This window comes from Sphaerisporangium krabiense, assembly GCF_014200435.1.
Classification (GTDB): Bacteria; Actinomycetota; Actinomycetes; order Streptosporangiales; family Streptosporangiaceae; genus Sphaerisporangium; species Sphaerisporangium krabiense.
Genome location: NZ_JACHBR010000001.1, coordinates 6,229,202 through 6,251,035, shown reverse-complemented (window position 1 = coordinate 6,251,035; position 21,834 = coordinate 6,229,202). Strand labels below are relative to the sequence as shown.

Sequence of the window (21,834 nt, the reverse complement as noted above, 5' to 3'; positions counted from 1 at the left end):
GCGGGGTCAGTCGGTGGCGGGCTCAATGGACGAGAGGGCGTCGGCCAGGGTTCTTATGAGGGTGAGGTATTCGGCGAGGACCTGGTCGGTGACGGTGGACTTGACCAGGCTCACCGCGACGGCCGCCGTGGTCGCTCCGGAGTCCGTCATGGAGATGGGGACGCCCAGGCACACCATGCCCGGGGCGGTCTGCTCGTCGTCGATGGCGTAGCCGCGCCGCCTGGTCTCGTGGAGGTCTTCGATCAGCGCGTCGACGTCGGGCCACTGAACGCCGTCCCGCGCGGTCGCCGAGGAGGCGACCGTGTAGATCTTCCGCACTTCGCCGTCCGGCACGGTGCTCAGGGAGGCTTTCCCGCTCGCGGTGGTGTGCGCGGGCAATCGCATCCCGAGGTGGTAATTAACGGCCAATGGCCGATTTCCAGGACGTTGCGCAACATAGACGACTTCATGCCACTCGCGTACGGCGAGGACGACGGTTTCCCGGTTGTCGGGCAAAACGTCCCGGCAGACCCGCATGAAGAACGAGGGAAGGCCGCCGCGCATATATTTGTCGGCCAGCCCGAGGATGCCGGGACCGAGCGTGTAGCGCCGTTCCCTGGTCCTGGTGACGAGCCTTTCCTGCCGTAGCGTCGTGCAAATGGCCAGGGCACTGCTCGGCGGCATCTCCAGCGCGCGCGCCACCTCTGTCAGGCTCAGTCCGTCCGGCGCGGAGCCCAGTAACTCCAGGACACGCACCGCGCGGGCCACGGAAGGGACGATGGCGCTGCTCTCTCGGGGAACGGCCATCTTTCGCACCTTTCATGGCATGACGCTCTGCTCGCGCGGGACGTCTAACGATAGCGTTCACCAAGACGTGCTCGGCCGACGCGTGAGCATGGCGCCGGCCTCCGGCCACGTGGCCGGAGGCCGGCTCCGTCACTTACGTAACCGGCGGAGAATCCACCGCCGAAGCCCTAGGAGTTCTGCGGGAAGCCCAGGTTCAGCTCGTCGCCGTCGGGAACGGGATCGGGCCAGCGAGAGGTCACCGCCTTCTCCTGGGTGAAGAAGTGCACGCCCTGGGCGCCGTACGCCTTCGTGTCACCGAAGAACGACTGCTTCCAGCCGCCGAAGGAATAGTACGAGACGGGCACGGGGATGGGAATGTTGATGCCGATCATGCCGACCTGGACCTCGCGCTGGAACCGGCGTGCGGCCCCGCCGTTCGTGGTGAAGATCGCCGTGCCGTTGCCGTACGCGTTGCCGTTGATGAGGCCGATGCCCTCCTCCAGGTCGCGGACGCGCACCACCGACAGCACCGGCCCGAAGATCTCGTCGGTGTAGAGCCGGGAGCCGGCCTCGACCCGGTCGACCAGCGTGGGCCCGAGCCAGAAGCCTGCCTCGTCGCCGTCGGCCTTGACGCCGCGCCCGTCGACCACCAGCCGCGAACCGTCGCGCTCGGCGTCCTCGATGTAGGAGGTCACCTTGTCGCGGTGTTCCCGGGTCACCAGCGGCCCCATGTCACAGCCGCGGCGCCCGTCGCCGACCGTGATGCCGTCCATCCGGGCCGCGATCCTCCCGATCAGATCGTCGGCGACGGAGTCGGCGACGGCCAGCACGCTGATCGCCATGCAGCGCTCGCCCGCCGAGCCGAAGGCGGCGTTGATCGCGGCGTCGGCGGCCAGGTTCAGGTCCGCGTCGGCCAGGACGAGCATGTGGTTCTTCGCGCCGCCGAGGGCCTGCACCCGCTTCCCGGCCCGTGTCGCCCGCTCGTACACGTACCGGGCGATGGGCGTCGAGCCGACGAACGAGATCGCCCGGACCTCCTCGTGGTCGAGCAGTCCGTCGACGGCGACCTTGTCCCCGTGCAGCACGTTGAAGACCCCGTCCGGCAGGCCGGCCTCCTTCAGGAGATCCGCGATCCAGTTCGCCGCCGAGGGATCCTTCTCGCTGGGCTTCAGCACGACCGTGTTCCCGGTGGCGAGGGCGATCGGCAGGAACCACATGGGCACCATGACCGGGAAGTTGAACGGGCTGACGATCCCGACCACGCCGAGGGGCTGGAGCAGGGAGTAGGCGTCCACTCCGGTGCTGACGTTCTCCGAGTAACCGCCCTTGGCGAGCTGGGGCATCGCCAGCGCGAACTCCAGCACCTCCTGGCCGCGGGAGATCTCGGCGAGCGCGTCCGAGAGCACCTTCCCGTGCTCGGACGTGATGATCTCCGCGAGCTCGTTCTTGCGCCTGTTGAGCGACTCGCGGAAGTTGAACAGGATCGTCTGCCTGCGCGCCCAGGACATGTCGCGCCACCGGGGGAACGCGGCGGCGGCGGCGCCGACCGCGGCGTCCACGTCGGCGGGCGCGGCCAGGCGGACCTTCTTCGTCTCGACCCCCAGGGCGGGATCGTAGACGGGTCCCAGCCGCTCCCCCACACCGGTCATGGGATCGCCGGCGACGACGTGCTCAACGATGTCGATCCGCGGATCGGTCATAAGGGTCTCCTACTCTCTTTTCATGAAACTGAGGACGCGGCCGGCCGGTCAGCGAGCCGGATGAGCGGCAAGGTCACGAGGAACGCGGCGAAGGCGACGAGCGCCCCGATCAGGAACATGTGCTCGAACGCCTGCCGATAGTGGTGCACGGCCTCCCCGGCGGTCCGTGCCGTCGCCGCGGCGAGCACCGCCGCCAGCACCGCGCTCGACATGGACGTCCCGATCGACCGGAGCAGGTTGTTGAACCCGTTGGCCGAGGAGATCTGCCACGGCGGCACCGCCCGCATGATGACGACGGGGAGGGCCGCGTAGGCGAACGCCGAGCCCGCCGACACGGCGATGGAGGCCACGATGATCTGCCAGAGGCCGTCGCTGAGGAAGATCCTTCCGACGTACGCGACGGACAGGAGCAGGGCGCCGGCGACCAGGGTCGCCTGTGCTCCGAAGCGGCGGGTGACGGGCGAGGAGGCCGACGCGAACAGGCCGAACGACAGCGCTATCGGCGTCATCCAGAGCCCGGCCCGCATGGAGTCCATCCCGAGTCCGGCGTCGGTGGAGGCGGGGAGCTGGAGGAGCTGCGAGGTCACCAGCAGGTTCATGAACATGACGAACCCGATGAGCAGCGATCCGGCGTTGGCCAGCAGCACCACCGGCCGGACCGAGACCCGGACATCGACGAGAGGGTGCCGCACCCTCAACTCCAGCGTGATCCACACCGCGGTCGCCAGCGCCGATCCGGCGGCGAGCGCGATCACGGCCCCGCTGGTCCAGCCCCAGGCGCCCGCCTGGGTGATCACCAGGAGCAGGGCCGCCACCGCCGCGGCGAGCACCACGGCGCCGGGGACGTCGAACCGGCCGGGGGCCCGCCCTTTCGACGCGGGAACGAGCCGGACCACCGCGGCGATCATCGCCAGGCCCGCGAGCCCGGAGAACCAGAAGACCGCGCGCCAGCTCAGCGCCTCGGCCATGACGCCGGCCAGGGGCATGCCCACGGCGGTGCCCACGGCGAGCGTGGAGCTGAGCAGGGCGACCCTGGCCGGCAGCCTGCCGTCCGGCAGCTCCTCCTGGAGGATCGCGACGCTGATCGGGATGAGCGGGACCCCGGCGCCCGCGACGGCGCGGGCGACGATGGCCCCGGGTAAGGAGGAGGCGACGGCGCCGAGCACGCCGCCGGCGGCCACCGCGGCGAGGCAGACCAGGACGACGCGCCTCTTGCCCACCATGTCGGCCAGGCGGGTGAGCACCGGCGTGCACACCGCCCCGGTCAGGAGCGTCGCGGTGACCAGCCAGGAGGCGCCCTGGACGCTGGTGTCCAGCAGGCGGGGGAAGTCGGGCAGCAGGGGGATGACGAGCGTCTGCTGAAGGGCGACGACCATACCGGCTGAGCAGAGGCAGGCGACGAGCAGCCTGTCTCTCACCACGATCTCTCCTTCTGGCGCACGTGGACTCCGTTCAGGTCGTACGGCGGGGGCCCGCCCGGGGGCGCGGCCCCCGGGCGGGTCGTCTCGCGGGGCGGCTCAGGACAGCCGCGGGTCTCCGCTCTCCAGTTCGGCGAAGAGCCCGTAGCGCAGGCCGTTGGTGTCCTTCGGGTCGAGGACGACGAAGCCGTCGCCGCGGGCCTCCAGGCCGATGTTCTCCCGTTCGAGGTGGCGCACCGCGGCGTCCAGGTCGTGGACCTTGAAGTCGAGACGGTGGTAGATGCTGCCGTTGCGCTCCAGGTCCCGCGCCGCGCCTCCCGGCCCGATCGGCTCGGCCACCTCGACGGTGAACGGCCGGACGCCGAGGGTGAGGAAGGTGCTCCGCGTGCCGAGCTCCTTGTTCTCCGACTCGGAGAACACCGTCGCGCCGAGCCCGTCCACCAGGAACCGCAGGGTCTTGGCGGGGTCGTCGGTCACCACCGCGTGCTGGGCGTGCCGTTCGACGCTGACGACGTCGTCGCGCGGCGCGGCGGGCGTGTAGGAGCCCACGAGCTCGAACGGGTCGACGTTCTGGTAGGTCCGCTGGGTGTCGGCCTTCTCCGGGTCCATCTCGTACAGGCCCCAGTCGACGCCCGTCTGGAAGGGGTTGGAGTAGACCTGGATGGCGTGCTCGGGCCGGTTGTCCGGCACGCCCTCCACCGGCCGGCCGTCGAACAGGTGGGTGAAGCGGTAGCCGTGCCGTACGTCGAAGCCGTGCAGGCCGTCCTGGAGGTCGTCGGTCCAGAAGACGGCGGGGCTCCAGTGGTTGCCTGCGAGCTGGAGGAACGTCCGCTTGGCGGTGGCGAAGGCGAGGTTGGGGCTGGTCGCCTCGATCGGGACGTCTCCGATGAAGGCGAAGTGGGCGTACCGGTTCATCGCGTAGGGGATGGTCGTCGTCTCAACGCCGAACACGCGCCGGTGGAACTCGGCGATCGGGCGCATGTCGCGGACGACGCTGGTCGCGTGGAAGAACGACCGCACCCGGAAACCACTGCCGAACAGGAATGACATGGATAACTACCCTTCGCTGAGGAGATGCGCCGCCCGAGGGGACGGCCTGCGTTGACGTCGGCGGACGCGCCGGCGGATAGGGGGTGGACCGTCACGCGGTGACGTTGTGGCATGCGATGTACTGGCCCGGCGCCACCTCCCTCAGCCGCGGTTCGTCGGTGGCGCACCGTTCGGTGGCCATCGGGCAGCGGGTGCGGAACCGGCAGCCCGACGGAGGGTTCAGCGGGGAGGGCAGCTCGGCGGTCTCCGACGCCGTGCCCCTGTCCCGGACGGCGGGCGAGGCGCCCTTCAGGGCGGCGTCGAGCGCGGCCTCGGGCACCGAGGCCAGCAGCAGCCGCGTGTAGGGGTGCAGCGCCGCGCCGGCGAGGTCCGCGGAGCGGATCACCTCGCACACCTTGCCGAGATACATGATCAGGATGCGGTCGCTGATGTTCTTGACCACCGCGAGGTCGTGCGCGATGAAGATCATGCTGAGCTGGAAGCGCTTCTTGCTCTCCTCGAGGAGGTTGAGGATCTGCGCCTGCACGGAGACGTCGAGGCTGGACACCGGCTCGTCGCAGATGAGCACCTCCGGGCTGAGCATCAGCGCCCTGGCGATGCACACCCGCTGGCACTGCCCGCCGGACAGTTCGTGCGGGCGGCGGTCCCAGACGACGTCGGGCGGCAGGCCCACGGCCGTCAGGATCGCCGCGATGTCGTCGCGCGCGGGCTTGGCGCCCCAGATCTCCAGCCCTTCCGCCACCAGGTCCTTGACCTTGCGCCGCGGGTTGAGCGCCGACACCGGGTCCTGGAGGATCATCTGCAGGTGCCTGCGGTGCCGGCGCATGTCCCGCTGCGACACCCCGGTGAGCTCGTTGCCGCCCATCCGGACGGTCCCCGACGTGGGCGGGGGCAGCTGCATGATCGCGCGGCCCGCGCTGGACTTGCCGCAGCCGGACTCCCCCAGGATGCCCAGGGTCTCGCCGTTCAGCAGGTCGAAGCTGACGCCGGAGACGGCGTGGACCTTGCCGCCCCCTCCGACGGGGAACTCGACGACGAGGTCCTCCACGACCAGGACGCGGTCGCCGTCCGGGCGCATGTGCACGGTGCCGGTGCCGGCCATCACTTTCCTCCTGTGCTGACGGGGTGGTGGCAGGCGAACGCGTGCGGCGTCCCGGCGCCGCCGTCCGGCGTCATCGGGGGCGCCTCTTCCCGGCAGTCCTGCGCGGCGTACCGGCACCGGGGCGCGAACCTGCATCCGGGCGGCGGCGCGGTCATGTCCGGCGGCGAGCCGGCGATGGCGCGCAGGCGCATGTGCGGCAGGTCCTCCAGCCTCGGGATGGACGACAGCAGCGCCTCGGTGTAGGGGTGACGCGGCCGGCCGAACAGCTCACCGGAGGAGCCGGTCTCGACCAGCCGGCCGGCGTACATGACGGCGACCCGGTCGGCGCGTCCCGCCACGACGCCCAGGTTGTGGCTGATCAGGATGATCGCCATCCCCATCTCGGACTGGAGCCGGTCGAGCAGGTCGAGGATCTGCTTCTGCACGGTCACGTCCAGCGCCGTCGTCGGCTCGTCGGCGATGAGCAGCTTGGGGTCGTTGGCCAGCGCCATCGCGATGACCACGCGCTGGCGCATGCCGCCGGAGAGCTCGTGCGGATACTGGCCGAGGCGGCGCTTCGGCTCGGGGATGCCGACGAGGTTCAGCAGTTCGGCCGCCCGCGCCATGGCGTCGGCGCGGGACAGCCCGCGGTGCTTGCGCAGGCTCTCGACCAGGTGCGACGCGATCTTCCTGACCGGGTTGAGCGCGGTCATCGGGTCCTGGAAGACCATGGCGATGTCCGCGCCCCACAGGCCGCGCAGCGCCTGCGGCGCCAGCGCGTGGACGTCGTGGTCGCCGAACCCGACCCGGCCGGAGACCGTCATCTCGGGCCCGGTGCGGTACAGGCCCATGATGGTACGGCCCAGCACCGATTTCCCCGACCCCGACTCCCCCACGATGCCGAGCGTCTCGCCGCCCCGCAGCGTGAGGGACACGCCGTCGACGGCGTTCATGGCCCCGCGAGGGGTGTGGATCACCGTGCGCAGGTCGTCCACGACGAGCAGGGGCCGGTCGTTGGCCGAACCCGCCCGGGGGGCCGCCGTCAGAGAGGTTGTGTTCATGGTCGCCATCTCCTAGACCTTCGCGTTCCGGGAGTCCCACCGTTTCCTGGCCTTCTCGCCGAGCAGGTTCAGGGAGAAGACGGTGAGGAAGAGGGTGAGGCCGGGCATCAGCACCACGTGCGGGTGCTCGGCGAACACGCCGCCCTCTCCCTCGGCGATGAGGTTGCCCCAGGAGGGCGCCGGCGGCCTGATGCCGAGCCCGAGGAAGCTCAGGGACGCCTCCGCCACGATCAGGACCGACACGATGACCATCCCGTAGGAGGCCAGCGGCAGGAACACGTTCGGCAGCAGTTCCTTGGCCATGACGCGGATCCGGCTCGCGCCCATCGTCTTGGCCGCCAGGACGAAGTCACGCTGGGCGAAGGCGAGGGTGCTCGCCCTGGCCATCCGGATCATGCTGGGCAGCGCCAGCAGGGAGAGTCCTATCGTGATGTTCCGCAGGCTCGGCTCCAGGACGGTCGCCAGCGCGATCAGCAGGATGAGCGGCGGCATCGACAGCAGGGAGTTGGTGAGGACGCCCACCACGGTGTCGGCGGTCCTGCGGAAGAATCCGGCGAGGATGCCGATCCCGCCGCCGATGACCATGCCGATGGCGACGGCCGCCAGGGAGACCACGAGGGAGGCGCGGGCGCCGTAGACGATGCGGGCGAGGATGTCCAGACCGAAGTTGTTGGTGCCGAGCGGATGGTCCGAGAAGACGTTCGGCGTCGCCATGGCCGGTTCCTCGATCGTCTTGGCGATGTCCTCGTGCTCACCGAGCGGAAGCAGGGGCGCGAGCAGCGCCGCCGCGACGATCAGCACCACCCACACGGTGCACAGCACGGCCGCCAGGTCGAACCGCGCCCCGCGGAGCGCCCGGCCCAGCCGGGCGAGGGCGAGATACGCCCCGGCGCAGGAGACGGCGAGGGCCGGCAGTTGCGCGGGCGATCCCTGGAGCACGCTGAGGGAGAGCAGCACCGCGGCCAGGCCCGCCGCGCTCAGCACGGCGGCGAGCAGCGGACCCGATCCGATGGGCCGGGGCCGCGGCAGGACGGCTTTGAGCTCAGACATGCGCCCTCCTGATGCGGGGGTCGAGGTAGCCGTAGGAGGCGTCGATCAGGGCGTTCGCGGCCACGTAGATCAGCGCGATGACCATCACGGCCCCCTGGACCATCGTGAAGTCGCCGTTGGAGGCGGCGCCGACGACCAGCGACCCCATTCCGGGGAGGGCGAAGAGGTACTCCACGATCACCGTGCTGCCGATGAGCCGCCCCAGGCTGATGCCGAGCACGGTGATCATCGAGAAGGAGGAGGGCCTGAGGGCGTCGCTGACCAGGACGTGCAGGGTGGACATGCCCCTGGCCTTGGCCGCCAGGATGAAGTCCTCCCGCAGCGTGGTGATCAGGTCGCCGCGCAGGATCCGGGTGAACATCGCGGTCTCGGTGAGCGCGATCACGAGGGCCGGCAGCAGGGCGTGGTACAGGTTCGCGCCGAGACCGTCGCTCAGCCGCACCCACTCGTTGCGGGGGAACCAGCCGAGCTGGTTGACCATGACCATGATGATGAGCAGGCCGGCCAGGAAGCTCGGCACCGACAGGACGGCGAACGTGCCGGCGCTGATGAACCGGTCCACCCGCTTGCCCTCGTGGGTGGCCGACCACATCGCCAGCGGCACGGCCAGGATCAGGGCCAGGACGACGCCGAGCAGCGCCAGCTCGACGCTGACCGGCAGCGCCGCGGCGATCCTCGCGGTCACCTCGGTGTGGGGCGGGACCACCGACTGGCCGAGGTCGCCGGTGACCGCCGACGACAGCCAGTGCCAGTAGCGGCTCAGGAACGGGTCGTCGAGCCCGAGGTCCTGCCGTACGGCGGCGTACTCGGCCGGGGTGCGGCCCTCGCCGAGGATGGCGATCGCCGGGTCGCCCGGCATCAGCGACATCAGGCTGAAGGTGCCCATGCTGACGACCAGCAGGACGGCCAGCAGTTCGGCGGCCTTCTTGAGTATCGTGCGCGTCACGGCGACTCCGCGTTCCCGATCGCGCCGTGACCCGCCGGGGCCGCGCTCACGCGACCCACGCCTTGCCGAGCAGGACCACGCTGGTGGCGGTGTCGACGACCCCGTGGACCCGCTTGGCCCAGGTCACGTACTCGGGGATCGGCCCGAAGCAGAGGGCGGGCACGTCCTTGTTCCACTGCTCCTGGAAGCGGGCCATGACCTTGAGCTGCTCCTCCTTGGTCTCCGCGCCCTGGAGGTCCTCGATGATCGCGTCCATCTCGGGGCCGGTGTGCACGCCGTGGGTGAGCGTGCCCTTGCTGTGCAGCGCCGCGTACATCCGGCTGTAGGGGTCGGACTCGCGCAGCGTGATCCCCCACGTGGCGACGTCGTAGTCCCGCTCGACCGCGACCTTGCCGATGATGTCCTGGACGGTGCGGGCGCCCACCAGTTCGACGGTGAAGCCCACGGCGTCGAGCGCCGCCTTGAGGGTCAGGCCCATGGCGCGCGAGGTGGGGTCCTGGCCGTGCAGGTACTTGATCTTCCCGTCGAAGCCGGCGGCCTTGGCCTCCTGGACGAGTCGCTTGGCCTTCGCGGGGTCGTAGCCGAGGGGTTTCGCGTCGGTGTGCCAGCGCGAGTAGGTCGAGAAGATCTCGGCGGTCGGCGTGCCCGCTCCCTTGTAGACCCGCTGGTAGATCAGCTTGGGGTCGATCGCGAGCTGCATGGCCTGGTGTACCCGCGCGTCGTGCCCCGGCCGTCCCTCCGCCGCGTTGATGATCGGCAGGCTGGTGAGGGTGAGCAGGTTCATGTATCCGGGCAGGCCGTCGGCGAGCGCCGCGTCGACGTGGTCGGGCTGGCGCAGGATCGTCATGTCGACGCTGCCCGCGTCGAGGGACTCCCGGGACGCCTGCGCGTCGTTGAGGAAGACCATCCGCACGCGGTCGAGGTTGGGCCGGCCGTCCCAGTAGGCCTCGTTGGCCTTGAGGACCAGCTCCTCCTGCGGCGCGTAGCGCTCGAAGACGAACGGCCCGGCCCCGATCGGCGTGAACGTCCCCTTGTCGGACGCCTTGGCGACGATCAGCCCGGGACCGCTGGTGAGCAGGTTGTCGAACCCGGGCCACCTCTTCTTCAGCTTGAACACGACGGTCGAGTCGCCGGACGCCTCCGTCGAGGTGACGTTCAGGTTCCACAGGGCCGACTCGGTGCCCTTCCTGTCCAGGTAGCGGTCGATGCTCCACACCACCGCGCCGGCGTCCAGCGGCGTGCCGTCGCTGAACTTCACGCCGTCGCGCAGCGTGAGGGTCCAGGTCTTGTAGTCGCCGGACGCCTTCAGCTCCTTCGCGAGCTGGGGGACGATCTCGCCGGACTCGCTGTCCCAGCGCATCAGCACGTCGAAGACCGCGCTCATCTCGATGGCGCCGGTCGTCGCGGAGTAGATGTTCTTGGCCGGGTCCAGCACGGGGGTCTCGGCCGTGGCCGCGAACGTCAGCGTGCCGCCCTTGACCGGAGAGCCTCCGTCCGTCACCCCGACGAGGCCGTTCTTGTAGTTCTTGGTGTTGTCGACCCGCGACGCCTTCGTTTCCGAGGGCGCCGCCGCGGGCGAGCACGCCGCGAGGGCACCCGCAGTGATCAGGGCCACCCCGGCCTGTAGCCAGCGCGACCGGCGCGCATACCTGTGAGCCATCGTTACTCCATGTGGGGGTCCCGGCGCATGTTGTGTCCGGACGGGAGCGGTGGAAGTCGAGTCGACGGGCGTACCGCCGAGATCGAGCGGCGTGCAGCGGTCGACGTTTTTCAGATGCTTGATGTGTTTTTCATATTTCTGTAACACGCATCATGTGATCGACCCTGCCCGCTGTCAAGGGTCAACCGATATCGACCCGTCCAGCACTTCTCGTCAGTGCGCGGACACGGTGGGTGACCATGAACGGCCGCGGCGCCGCCGATCGAGCGGCGGCTCGGGCACCCACCGGCCGGCCGGGAAAGCCGTCAATTCGGGCCGAGGACTTGACCGGCGCCGAAACAGGCCCCGTTCACCCGCGGCCCGGCCGGCCCCACCATCCCCGCCGCCCGCACTTGGCATGATTCGCACACGGAACCGGCACCGGAAGCGAATTCGCCCCTTATGAGTTGTATGCAGAATTTCGCGATGACTGCCCGGGTCACGCGGCGCGCCGCCCACCGGCGAATGGCCGCCACCTCGGAGAACCGTACGAGCAGGGGTGACGCATTCGCCGTCATCGCAACGGACGGTTCCCAGTTCCGCCGAGGCGGGAGAAACACGGCAGGATTTCCCCTGGCTTCACGTCTTCTCCCGGCCTTGTCGTCCACGACCGTCGAAAACACCGGTTCTGACGGCACGGCCGCCGCACCCCCCGATCGACGGGCGGCCCTCATTGGGGGTGGAGGGGGCCGGCAGCCCCAATACCGCTTGGTCAAGAGGCCGGTCAGGGCCGATGTGCGCTACCGCGGTGCTACGACCCGCTGGCGCTGGGTGCCGAGGCCGTCGATGCCGAGTTCCATGACGTCGCCGGGCTGGAGCCAGATGGGCGGGTTGTGGCCCATGCCGACGCCGGGCGGGGTGCCGGTGTTGACGAGGTCGCCGGGCTCCAGCACCATGAACCGGCTCAGGTGGTGCACGATCACGTACGGGTCGAAGACCATGGTCGCGGTGGTGCCGGTCTGGCGGCGCACCCCGTTGACCTCCAGCCACATGCCGAGGTTCCCGACATCGGGAATCTCGTCCGGGGTGACCAGCCACGGCCCGGCCGGGTTGAACGTCTCGGCCGACTTGCCTTTGCTCCACTGGCCGCCGCGCTCCATCTGGAAGGCGCGCTCGCTGACGTCGTTGACCACGCAGTACCCGGCGATCACATCGGCGGCCTCCTCCGGCGAGTCCAGGTAGGAGGCGCGGCGGCCGATGACGATGCCCAGCTCCACCTCCCAGTCGGTCTTGGACGCGCCGCGCGGGATGCGCACGTCGTCGTACGGGCCGACCAGGGTGTTGGGCGACTTGGTGAAAAGGATCGGCTCGGCCGGGACGGCCTGGCCGGTCTCGGCGGCGTGGTCACTGTAGTTCAGGCCGATGCACAGGATCTGGTGCGGCCGGGCGATCGGCGCGCCGACCCGCTCACCGGCGAACGCCCGCACGTCGCCCCGGGTGACCCGCTCGTCCAGCAGCGCGGTGCCACCCGCGGCGAAGAATCGCTCGTCGAAATCGGGGGTGACGTCCGAGACGTCGATGTAGTGGGACTCGCCGACGCGGACGACGGGCTTCTCGGCGCCGGGTTCGCCGATGCGCATGAGGTACAAGACTTCTCCTGATCAGAAGGGACTCCAGTGGCGGCCGACCGGCCGGGGAACTTCCGGGCGGTGGTCACGCGATACGACGAACGTGCCGGGGTCCGCCTCGGGACCGCCGACTTCGCCGCTTCGGTCCTCCGGCTCACCTGCGGGCTCAGCGGTAGACGAGACCGGCGCCGACCTCGATCACCTGGCCGGTGACTCCGGCGGCGCCGTCACCGGCCAGGAAACGCGCCGCCGCGACCAGGTCCTCCGGCACCAGCCGGCGGCGCATCGCCTGCCGGGCGATCACGTCGTCGTCCAGGTCGGCCTGGTCACGGCCGCCGGCGAGTTCGACCTCGCTCTCCGTCCTGATAGCGCCGGGCGAGATCGCGTTGACCGTGACGCCGTCCGGGCCCCACGCCCGCGCCAGCGACCGGGTGAGCCCGACCAGCGCCGCCTTGCTGGCGACGTAGGCCGGTCCGGAGGGGCCCGCCAGCCGTACCGTGGCCGAGGTGATGTTGATCACTCGCCCCCAGCCCCGCGCCCGCATCCCGCCGGCCAGCGCCTGCGCCAGCAGCATCGGGGCGGTCACGTTCACCGCGAAGGTCGCCTGCCACTCGGCGGGCGACAGTTCGCCGATCGCCACGTTCGAGGCCCTGGCCGCGTTGTTGACCAGGATGTCGACCGCTCCGGCCCGGTCCGCCAGCGCCGACGTCGCGGCCGGGTCGGCCAGGTCGGCCTCGGCGATCCGCACCGTCGCGCCCGCCTCCGCGCAGCGCCGCGCGACCTCGGCGGTCTCCTGCTCGGCGGCCAGGTGGTGGAGTACCAGTGTGGTGCCCGGCTCCGCCAGGCCCTCGGCGAGTGCCGCTCCGATGCCCCGGCGGGCTCCGGTGATCAGGATCGTCCGCCCGGTCACCGCCCCGCCTCCGGGGTGAGCACGGTCTTGACGGTCCGCCCGGACCGTACCAGGGCCAGCGCGTCCTCGATCCTGTCCAGGCCGAAGCCGTCGGTGATCAGCGGCGCCAGCCGGGCCGCGTGGCGGCGGATGACGTCGATGGCCGGGGGGAAGCTGTTCAGGATGGCCATCGACCCCACGATGGTCAGCTCGTCGGCGTAGATCCGGTACGGCGACACGGTGGCCGTGGCCTGGGGCGAGGCGACGCCGAAGACCAGCAGGTGCCCGGCGCGCGCCACGCTGTCGAGGGCCTGGGCGAACGCCCGCGGGCTGCCGGTGGCCTCGATCACCCACGGCGCCCGGAGGTGAGCGGCTTCCTCGGGGTCGCAGGCGCGTGCCCCGGTGAGCCGTTCGGCGAGTTCCCGCCTGGCCGGATTGACGTCGACCACGGTCACCGGCCCGACGCCCCGCAGGTCCAGCATGATCGCCAGGATGAGCCCCATCGTGCCGGCCCCGAAGACGATCGCGGGCTCGTCGGGCCGGGGGTTCAGCCGGTGCAGGCCGCGGACCGCGCAGGCCACCGGCTCGGCCAGTGGGGCCGCCTCCAGGGGGAACGACTCCGGCAGCCGGTACAGGTTGGCCTCGGGCACGGCGGTGAACTGCGCCCACGCCCCGGGCCTGGTGGCGCCGATCGCGCCCCACCGCAGGCACATGTTGCCCTGACCGCGCCGGCACGGGACGCACCGGCCGCAGTGCAGCGACGGGTCGACGGCGACGAGGTCGCCCACCGCGTACCCGCCGACCTCGGCGCCGACCGCGACCACCTCGCCGTACGGCTCGTGCCCGGGGATCAGCGGCAGCCGGTCCGCCCCCAGGTCGCCGGCGACCAGGTGCAGGTCGGTGCCGCAGATGCCGCACGCACGGACGGCGATCACCACGCCGCCGGACGCCGGCGCCGGATCGGGCACCTGGGTCACGGCGAGCCGGTCCGGCGCCTCTACCACCACCGCGTGCATGGGTTCCTCCTCGTCCGGGTCACTCGAAGACGATCAGGCCGCGGGTCTGCGTGCCGGAGGCGAGGGCCTCGTAGGCCTCGTCCACCTGATCGATCCGCCATCTTCCTGAGACCAGTTCGTCCAGGCGCAGCCGTCCGGCGAGATAGAGGCCCGCCAGATCGGGAAAGTCGACCGGCGGGTTCGACGATCCGTACTTGGAGGCGATGATCCGGCGTTCCCCGTTGAGCAGATGTCCCGGGTCGAAGGAGAGCGTCGCGCCGTCCGGGTAGCCGGCGATCAGCACACAGGTGCCCTGGGCGGCCAGCACGCGGATCGCGAGCGGGAACGCGGACGGCGCGCTGCTGGTGACGAACGCGTGGTCGGCGCCACCGCGGGTGATCTCGAGGACGCGCGCGGCGGCGTCGCCGGCTCTCGCGTCCACACAGTGCGTGGCGCCGAGTGCCGTGAGCGCGGGGAACTTCTCCGGCACCACGTCGACGGCCACGATCGGGTACGCGCCGGCCAGCGCGCCCGCGTGCAGGGCGCTGACGCCGACCCCGCCGCAGCCGACCACGACCATGCTCTCGCCGGTCCGCACCCGCGCGGTGTTGCGCACCGCGCCCACCCCGGTCGCGGCGGCGCAGCCGATCAGCGCGGCCAGGTCCAGCGGGATCCGCGGGTCGACGGGGACCACGGCGCGTTCGTTCAGCACGGTGAGCGGCGCGTTGGTGGCCGGGCCGTAGTGGAAGACCCGCGCGCCGTCGAGGTGGAACCGGGTGGTGTGGTCGGCCATCCGGCCGAGGGGCGGCTGGGCGGCGCACAGGGCGGGGGCTCCCCGCAGGCAGGTGCGGCACCGGCCGCAGCCGGGCGCCCAGGAGACGATGACGTGGTCGCCTTCGGTGACCGACGTGACGCCGGGGCCGACCGACTCGACCACCCCGGCCCCCTCGTCGCCCAGCACGATCGGCATCGGGATCCCCGCGTGCCGGCCGTTCATCGCGTACAGGCAGCTATGGCAGACCCCGGAGGCCGCCATCCGTACCCGCACCTCACCCGCGCGGGGTTCGTCGACGTCGAGTTCGACGACGCGGTGCGGAGCGCCCGCCCGGAACAGCACCGGCGTGGCTACGCGCATCGGGTTCCTCCTCCTACGATGCCTGCGATCGGCCCGCGGCCGGGCCGGACAGGTGGATCTTGACTTCGGCGCCGGTGGCGGCCGTGCGCAGCGCGTCCGGCGCGTCGCCGACCGGACGTACCGAGGTGACGAGCCGGTCGACCGGCGCCCCCGCGGCGATGAGCCGCTCCGCCGCGGTGAAGTCGCCGGGCACGTACATGGCCGAGCCGGCGATGCGGATCTCCTGGTCCTGAACGGCCTCGATGGCGACCTCCAGCGGGCCGTGGCCGACGCCGACGACGATCACGCTGCCGCCGCGGATCGACAGCGAGATCGCGACACCCAGCGAGCCGGCGGTCGCCACGCAGTCGAAGACCACGTCCGGACGGCCGCCGAGGGCATCGGCGATGCCGGCTTCTAGCGCCGGGCCGGCCGCGTCCAGGGCCGCCACCGCGCCCAGCCGGGTGGCCAGCTCCCGCTTGGCCGCGACGGGGTCGGTGACCGCCACCGCGCCGGCGCCCGCGTCGAGCGCCGCGAGCAGCACGCACTGCCCGATCGTGCCGCCGCCGAGCACGGCGGCCGTGCACCCGTCGAGCCGCCCGCCGCGCCCGGCCGCCAGGGCGACCGCGTGCACCGCGGTGGCCAGCGGCTCGGTCATCGCCGCCGCCCCCAGACCGACACCGGCGGGGACCGGGGCGAGCGCGGCGTACGGCACCGCGAAGTGGTCCGCGAACGCGCCGGGCCGGTGCGAGCCGATCCCGACCAGGTCGGCGCACAGGTTCTCCCGGCCGCGCCGGCAGTAGAAGCACCGTCCGCAGTGCAGGGCCGGGCGCAGGTAGACGGCGTCGCCCACCGCGAACCCGGACGTGCCGGGACCGATCTCGGCCACCACGCCGGACGCCTCGTGGCCCGGCGCGATCGGATAGGGCAGCCACGGGTGCCCGCGCCGCAGGGTGTGCAGGTCCGAGCCGCAGATGCCGGCGTAGGCCATGCGTACCAGGACCTCGCCCTCCCCCGGCCGGGGGATCGGCACGTCGCGCACCTCGACCCGCTCGGGCCCGTTGATCCATACCTGTCGCATGCTCATTGGCCACCGCTCCTTTCCGCGGTCGCGCCGAACAGATATCCGGGGACGCCGCGCCGGCCGACGTCGAGCAGGTAGACCGATCCCCCGCCGCCGGCCGGGCCGGCGTCGTCCTCGGCGGTGGTCACCGCGAGCAGGCCGAGGTCGCGGCCGGCGAAGGCGCACGAGGTGACGTTCCGGTCGGGCAGGTCGACCCGTCCGACCGGCGTGCCGTCGGCGCGCAGCCGTACCAGACATCCGCCGCCCCAGACGGCGAGCCACAGGTCGGCCTGGGCGTCCACGGTCAGGCCGTCGGGGATGCCGCCGGGGATCCGGGCGATGACCTCGCGTGCCCCGAGCGCCGGGGAGAACGCGGCGCGGGACACGGTGCGTTCGCCGCTGTCGACGAAGAACATCGTGTCGCCGGACGGGCTCCAGGCGATGCCGTTGCCGTGGCCGATCCCGGACCAGTGCCGGACGGTCTCGCCGGTGGGGCCGATCGACCACAGGGCGGCGGCGCCCGGCCGTCCCGGGTGGACCGTGCCCGCCCAGAGCCTGCCGTCCGGGCCCGCCTTCGCGTCGTTGAACCGTATCCCGGGGGGCTGGTCGGGGATCCGCGCGAGCACGGTCGCCGGTCCGTCCGGCCCGGCCGTGCGAAGGACCCGCCGGTCGGCGGTGAGCACCAGGCCGCCGCCCGTGTCGGCGGCGACCGCGCTGAGCACCCCGGTCACGACGGGCCGCCGTTCGTGCCCGCCCGGGCCCAGCGCGTGCAGCTCGCCGCGTACCGCGTCGACCCAGCGCAGTTCCGCGGCGGCGGGCAGCCACAGCGGGCTCTCCCCCAGCGCGCACCGGCTGTCGACGACCTGGACGGTACGCGCGGGGAGGCGGGGCAGGCGGCCGAGGTCCATCAGCACTCCGGGGGCAGGCAGGCGATCACCCGGACCGTGCCCCTCAGGCGCGGCGGTCCGGCCGCGGCGGGCACCACCAGCGTCTGGCCGCGCGCGATGGGGGTTTCTCCGCCGTTCCAGACCAGGGTGCCCGCGCCGCCGGTGACGACGAGGACGGCGAAACCGGCCGGCAGGGCCAGCTCCTCGGTGCACTCCGCCTGCCAGGCACGGAAGTAGGCGTCCGCGCCGGCGGGGAAGAGGCTGCGCAGCCGGCCGCCGGAGGACGACCGCAGGTCACGGGGCGCGGGCATCAGCTCGCCCAGCCGGTCGGCGTAGCCGTTCAGGTCGAAGCAGGTCAGCGCGAGATCCCAGCCCAGTCCGAGCGTCGCCGCCTCCGGGCCCAGCCCGAACGCGTCGTGCTCGGCGAGCACCGAGAACGAGGTCGGCTCCTGCAGCTCGGTCACCATCACGCCGGCGCCGATGGCGTGCGGCAGCCCGGCGGGGACGTAGAACACCTGGCCGCCGGTGACCGGGATCCGGTTCATCGCGGCGAGCATGGCGGCGCCGTCCTGGGCGGTGATCCAGCTCCGCAGTTCCCCGGCGGTGATCCGGTCGCGCATGCCGAGCCAGACCTGGGCCCCGGGCGCGGCGGCCAGCACGATCCAGCCCTCGGTCTTGCCGAACCGGCTGCCCAGGTGGGCGCGGGCGAAGTCGCGGGTCGGGTGGCAGTGCACCGGCAGCCGTTCGCCCGCGTCGAGCAGCTTGACCAGCAGCCCGCTTTCCGTGCCGTGGGCGGCGGCGAGCTCCTCCCCCAGCCAGGCCTGTGGGTCGGCTTCCACCAGGTCGCGCAGCGAGCCGCGGCCGGTGCGCGAGACGCCCGTGTCCGGGGGGTACCCGGGGGGCAGGATGGCGGCGGGCAGGGCGGTGAGCGAGCCGACCCAGTCCTCCGGGCCGGTCGGGCCGTCGCCGCCGCCCCGGAACTCGCTGATCCGCTCGCCGCCCGAGTAGTAGACCGGTATCCGGTTGTCCGCCAGGAACAGCGGAGCCGGGGTGGAGCTCATCGGCTGCCTCCCACCAGATCGAGGGGATGAAGCGGTCGGGGGGCGTGCCGGAACTCGAGGTAGTCGAGCCGGGGGGTGCTGGCGCCGGGCAGGTCGAGCAGGATCGCGCCGGCGTGGACGCCGCGGAACCCGGCCCGGTACATGGTGGCCGAGCGGACCACGACGGTGTCCGCGTCGGCGGGTTCGAGCCCGGCATGCCGGTACCCGGCGGGATCGAAGGTCGGCGCCGGGCGCTCGGTCACCAGGACCACCAGGCCCTCGCCGGTGTCCACGGTCGCCCAGCGGCCCATGGAGATGGGCTGGCCGGTCATCGCGTCGCCGGTCAGGATGACCGGCGACGCGCCTGTCCGCCGTACGGCCCCGGAAAGCGGCACCGGTCCCGACCACCGCGGATCCAGGGTCGCGCCGACCATGGTGTCGACCGTGGCCCCTGGTCCCGCGGCGAAGCACGCGGCGACCGCCGGGGCGTCCACCACCGTCGCGTACGCCCGCAGGCCCCGGCCGTGCTCCCGCAGTGCGGCGATCACGGCGGCGCTGTCGGCGGTGGCCCCCGCCGTGGGCGAGTCGGCGGACTGGACCAGCAGCACCGGCCCGAGCCCGGTACCCGGGTGGATCCGGCGGACGGCCTCGGCGACCGGCACCGGGTCGACGGAGAACCCGGCCCTGCCGGCCCATGCCTCGCCGGCGATCCGCTCGGCGACCGCTTCCGCCGCCGCCTGCGCGCCCGGCGCTCCGGTGTGGGTGACCGTCACGCCGAACCCCAGCTCCGGCACGTCCAGCCAGGGCTGCACCGGGAACAGCGACACGTCGAGGATCGGCCCGCCGGTCGCCGCGTCGGCGAGCGCGCGCAGCCGCGCCATCGGCGGGTCGGCCAGGGCCTGCGCCTCGGCCGGTACCAGCATGGGCCGCTTGGCCAGCGCCGTGCCCGGCGGCGGCCCGCCGTCCGCCGCGCGCAGCGCGAGGCCGGCGCCGCGGCGCCCGGTGTCGCCCTGGTCCACGTGCGGGTAGGTGTGGAAGCCGATCAGCGCGTCGGCGGCGCGCACGATCCGCCGCGTCACGTTGGCGTGCAGGTCGTGGGTCACGATCACCGGCACGCCGGGGGCGAGCACCGCGCGGGCGGCTTCGACGAGCACGGCGTCGGCGTCGGCCGCGCCGTCCGCGACCAGCGCGCCGTGCAGGCAGAGCACCAGCGCGTCGACGGGGCCCGCGGCGGCCAGGCCGTCGGCCAGCAGGCTTCGCAGGGTGGTGAAGCCGTGCCGGTCGAGGACACCGCCGGACATCGCCCAGGCGCGCATGATCGGCACCGGCCGGGCCCCGGCCTCCTCGATCCGCTCGACCGCGCCGGCGAACTCGGTGTTGGTGCCGGCGGACCTGGCCATGGCCTCGGCGCCGGTCCACAACCCCTGCGCCCGGAAGTCGTCCAGGGTGGACGGTCGCGGGGAGAAGGTGTTGGTCTCCTGGACGAGACTCGCGACGGCGATTTTGACCGTCATCAGTGCATCACCCATCCACCGTCGACGACCAGCAGTTGCCCGGTCACGAACGAGGCGTCCTCGCTCAGCAGGAAGCTCGCCGCCGCCGCCACGTCCTCCGGTTCTCCGCGCCGGCGCAGCGACTGCACCGCCGCCATGGCCGCGGCGAGCTCGGCCTCGCCGCCGTACGCCGACTCGGCCGGGGTGCGGATCGCGCCGGGAGCGATGGCGTTGACGCGTACGCCGTCCGGTCCGGACTCCCGGGCCAGCGCCCGGGTCAGCCCGATCAGCGCGGCCTTGGAGGTCACGTAGTGCAGGTTCCCGGTCCGGCCGAGCAGCGGCGTGACCGACGACATCACCACCACCGCGCCATGGCCGCCGGCCGCCAGGTCGGGATAGGCCGCCTGGACGCAGAGGAAGGCGCCGGTGACGTTGACCGCGAGCACCTTCGACCAGTCCTCGGCGGTGAGCCGCCGCCAGTCGCCCTGCGCGGCCACCGACGTCGCCGCGTTGCACACCAGCGCCGAGACCGGTCCCAGCCGGTCGCGTGCCGTGCTCATCAGTTCCGCGACCTGGTCCGGGTCGGACACGTCGGCGGGGATCGCGGTGGCCCGGCCGGCGCCGATCCGGCGGACCAGCTCCTCGGCGGTGGCCTGCTCGCCCGTCGCCGGGTGGTAGTTGACCGCGACCGCCGCGCCGTCGGCGGCCAGTCGCCGCGCGATGCGCCGGCCGATGCCGCCCGCCGCCCCGGTCACCACGGCGACCCGGCCGGCCAACGGCCCCGCTGACCTCGTCATCAGAACCTCGGGAACTTCGCGCGGAACCCGGGTCGCGCGGCGTCGGCGAACTCGCTGCCCTCACCGTTCCTGCGGTGGTGGTCGGCGTAGAAGCGCAGCTTGTCCTGGTCGATCTCGACGCCGAGCCCGGGGCCGGTGGGCACCTGGAGCCGCCCGTTCTCGAAGGTGAACGGCTCGGTGATGATGTCGTCGGCCTGTTCGGGCAGGTGGGAGTCGACGGCGTGGCTGACCATCGTCTCGGCGGCGGCCACGTGCAGCACCGCCGCGGTGGAGATGCCCAGTTCACGGTCGCTGTGCATGCTCAGCCCGAGGTTGAAGGTCTCGCACACCTTCGCCAGTTGCAGCACCGAGCTGGGGCCGCCCCAGAAGTGCACGTCGCCGAGGATCACGTCGACCGCGCGCAGCCGTACCGAAAGGGGGATCTGCTCGAAGGTGACGCAGCACATGTTGGTGGCGAGCGGGACCGGGGTGCGTTCCCTGACCAGGGACATTCCCTCGATCCCCCAGGTCGGGTCCTCGCAGAACTCCAGGCCGTAGTCGGCCAGTTCGTTGAGCACCCGGATACCGGTCTCCACCGACCAGACCGCGTTGGGGTCGATCCGCAGGTACCGCAGCCGCGAGCCGAGCCGCTCCCGCATCATGCGGACCGAGGCGATCTCCCGCTCCGGCGGCAGGACCCCGTTCTTGAACTTGATGTCGGTGAACCCGTAGGTGTCGAACAGCTCTTCGGCGTGGTCGGCGGCGTCCTCGGGACGGTCGCCGTTGCCGATGTCGCCGGCGGAGGCGTAGCGGTAGAAGACGTAGGCGGCGAACTCCACCTGTTCGGTCTCGATGCCGCCCCACAGGTCCCCGCAGCGTTTGCCGAGCGCCTTGCCGGCCAGGTCCCAGCAGGCCATCTCCACGGCGGCGCCGGCCAGCTTCGCGGCGCCGACCAGTGCCAGTTGCTCGCTGGTCATCCGGAACACGCTGAAGCGGCGGGTGATCCGCCACACCTCCATCGGGTCGACGCCGATGTAGAGGTCGCGGTGGAGCATGAGGGCGCGCACGACCTCGTCGCCGCCCCGGGTCTCGCCGACGCCGACGAGTCCCTCGTCGGTGATCAGTTCGACGATGGTGCGGGTGGTGGACACCTCGACGCCGAAGGACCAGCGCAGCGGGCGGCGGAGCGGCACCGTCACGGGGGTGGCGCGAATGTCGATGATCTTCAAGAGACGCTCC

General features: G+C 72.2%; 19 protein-coding genes. All 19 read right to left on the bottom strand.

Annotated features, from left to right (window positions below; translation table 11 throughout):
• Nucleotides 1-6: 6 nt before the first annotated feature.
• Nucleotides 7-786: an IclR family transcriptional regulator gene (locus BJ981_RS27375; RefSeq protein WP_184615113.1), complete on the bottom strand. Its 780-nt coding sequence runs from the start codon at nucleotides 784-786 to the stop codon at nucleotides 7-9.
• 167 nt (nucleotides 787-953) lie between these two features.
• Nucleotides 954-2,465: a CoA-acylating methylmalonate-semialdehyde dehydrogenase gene (locus tag BJ981_RS27370; protein ID WP_184615111.1), complete on the bottom strand. Its 1,512-nt coding sequence runs from the start codon at nucleotides 2,463-2,465 to the stop codon at nucleotides 954-956.
• Nucleotides 2,466-2,485: 20 nt separating this feature from the next.
• Complete coding sequence (locus BJ981_RS27365; RefSeq protein ID WP_184615109.1) at nucleotides 2,486-3,886, bottom strand: MFS transporter; 1,401 nt, start codon at nucleotides 3,884-3,886, stop codon at nucleotides 2,486-2,488.
• Between the two features lie 96 nt (nucleotides 3,887-3,982).
• Nucleotides 3,983-4,933: a VOC family protein gene (locus tag BJ981_RS27360; RefSeq protein WP_184615107.1), complete on the bottom strand. Its 951-nt coding sequence runs from the start codon at nucleotides 4,931-4,933 to the stop codon at nucleotides 3,983-3,985.
• Nucleotides 4,934-5,024: 91 nt separating this feature from the next.
• Complete coding sequence (locus tag BJ981_RS27355) at nucleotides 5,025-6,035, bottom strand: ABC transporter ATP-binding protein (protein ID WP_184615105.1); 1,011 nt, start codon at nucleotides 6,033-6,035, stop codon at nucleotides 5,025-5,027.
• Nucleotides 6,035-7,075 carry an ABC transporter ATP-binding protein gene (locus tag BJ981_RS27350; protein WP_184615103.1) on the bottom strand — a complete coding sequence of 347 codons (1,041 nt, stop codon included), beginning with the start codon at nucleotides 7,073-7,075 and terminating at the stop codon, nucleotides 6,035-6,037. The genes BJ981_RS27355 and BJ981_RS27350 overlap by 1 nt, the downstream gene beginning before the upstream one ends.
• A 12-nt stretch (nucleotides 7,076-7,087) precedes the next feature.
• Nucleotides 7,088-8,125 carry an ABC transporter permease gene (locus BJ981_RS27345; RefSeq protein ID WP_184615101.1) on the bottom strand — a complete coding sequence of 346 codons (1,038 nt, stop codon included), beginning with the start codon at nucleotides 8,123-8,125 and terminating at the stop codon, nucleotides 7,088-7,090.
• Nucleotides 8,118-9,071: an ABC transporter permease gene (locus tag BJ981_RS39420; RefSeq protein ID WP_204070409.1), complete on the bottom strand. Its 954-nt coding sequence runs from the start codon at nucleotides 9,069-9,071 to the stop codon at nucleotides 8,118-8,120. The genes BJ981_RS27345 and BJ981_RS39420 overlap by 8 nt, the downstream gene beginning before the upstream one ends.
• 46 nt (nucleotides 9,072-9,117) lie before the next feature.
• Complete coding sequence (locus BJ981_RS27335; RefSeq protein WP_184615099.1) at nucleotides 9,118-10,731, bottom strand: ABC transporter substrate-binding protein; 1,614 nt, start codon at nucleotides 10,729-10,731, stop codon at nucleotides 9,118-9,120.
• 779 nt (nucleotides 10,732-11,510) lie between these two features.
• On the bottom strand, nucleotides 11,511-12,359 hold the full coding sequence (locus BJ981_RS27330) for a fumarylacetoacetate hydrolase family protein (protein ID WP_184615097.1): 849 nt from the start codon (nucleotides 12,357-12,359) through the stop codon (nucleotides 11,511-11,513).
• A gap of 145 nt (nucleotides 12,360-12,504) precedes the next feature.
• A complete protein-coding gene (locus tag BJ981_RS27325) occupies nucleotides 12,505-13,248 on the bottom strand; it encodes an SDR family NAD(P)-dependent oxidoreductase (RefSeq protein ID WP_184615095.1) in 744 nt (247 codons plus the stop codon).
• Nucleotides 13,245-14,243 carry an alcohol dehydrogenase catalytic domain-containing protein gene (locus BJ981_RS27320; protein WP_184615093.1) on the bottom strand — a complete coding sequence of 333 codons (999 nt, stop codon included), beginning with the start codon at nucleotides 14,241-14,243 and terminating at the stop codon, nucleotides 13,245-13,247. Before BJ981_RS27320 ends, BJ981_RS27325 begins: the two co-directional genes overlap by 4 nt.
• A gap of 19 nt (nucleotides 14,244-14,262) precedes the next feature.
• Nucleotides 14,263-15,357 (bottom strand): alcohol dehydrogenase catalytic domain-containing protein, encoded by a 1,095-nt coding sequence (locus BJ981_RS27315; RefSeq protein WP_184615091.1) that lies wholly within the window; start codon nucleotides 15,355-15,357, stop codon nucleotides 14,263-14,265.
• 13 nt (nucleotides 15,358-15,370) lie between these two features.
• Entirely contained in the window at nucleotides 15,371-16,423 is a 1,053-nt protein-coding gene (locus BJ981_RS27310; RefSeq protein ID WP_184615089.1) for a zinc-dependent alcohol dehydrogenase, read from the bottom strand.
• Nucleotides 16,420-17,307, bottom strand: coding sequence for an SMP-30/gluconolactonase/LRE family protein (locus BJ981_RS27305; RefSeq protein WP_184615088.1), 888 nt, complete (start codon nucleotides 17,305-17,307; stop codon nucleotides 16,420-16,422). The genes BJ981_RS27310 and BJ981_RS27305 overlap by 4 nt, the downstream gene beginning before the upstream one ends.
• Nucleotides 17,307-18,347, bottom strand: coding sequence for a class I mannose-6-phosphate isomerase (locus BJ981_RS27300; protein WP_184615086.1), 1,041 nt, complete (start codon nucleotides 18,345-18,347; stop codon nucleotides 17,307-17,309). Before BJ981_RS27300 ends, BJ981_RS27305 begins: the two co-directional genes overlap by 1 nt.
• Nucleotides 18,344-19,840 (bottom strand): M81 family metallopeptidase, encoded by a 1,497-nt coding sequence (locus BJ981_RS27295; RefSeq protein WP_184615084.1) that lies wholly within the window; start codon nucleotides 19,838-19,840, stop codon nucleotides 18,344-18,346. The genes BJ981_RS27300 and BJ981_RS27295 overlap by 4 nt, the downstream gene beginning before the upstream one ends.
• Nucleotides 19,840-20,616 carry an SDR family NAD(P)-dependent oxidoreductase gene (locus BJ981_RS27290; protein WP_184615082.1) on the bottom strand — a complete coding sequence of 259 codons (777 nt, stop codon included), beginning with the start codon at nucleotides 20,614-20,616 and terminating at the stop codon, nucleotides 19,840-19,842. The genes BJ981_RS27295 and BJ981_RS27290 overlap by 1 nt, the downstream gene beginning before the upstream one ends.
• A complete protein-coding gene (locus tag BJ981_RS27285; RefSeq protein ID WP_184615081.1) occupies nucleotides 20,616-21,824 on the bottom strand; it encodes an enolase C-terminal domain-like protein in 1,209 nt (402 codons plus the stop codon). Before BJ981_RS27285 ends, BJ981_RS27290 begins: the two co-directional genes overlap by 1 nt.
• Between the last annotated feature and the right edge of the window lie 10 nt (nucleotides 21,825-21,834).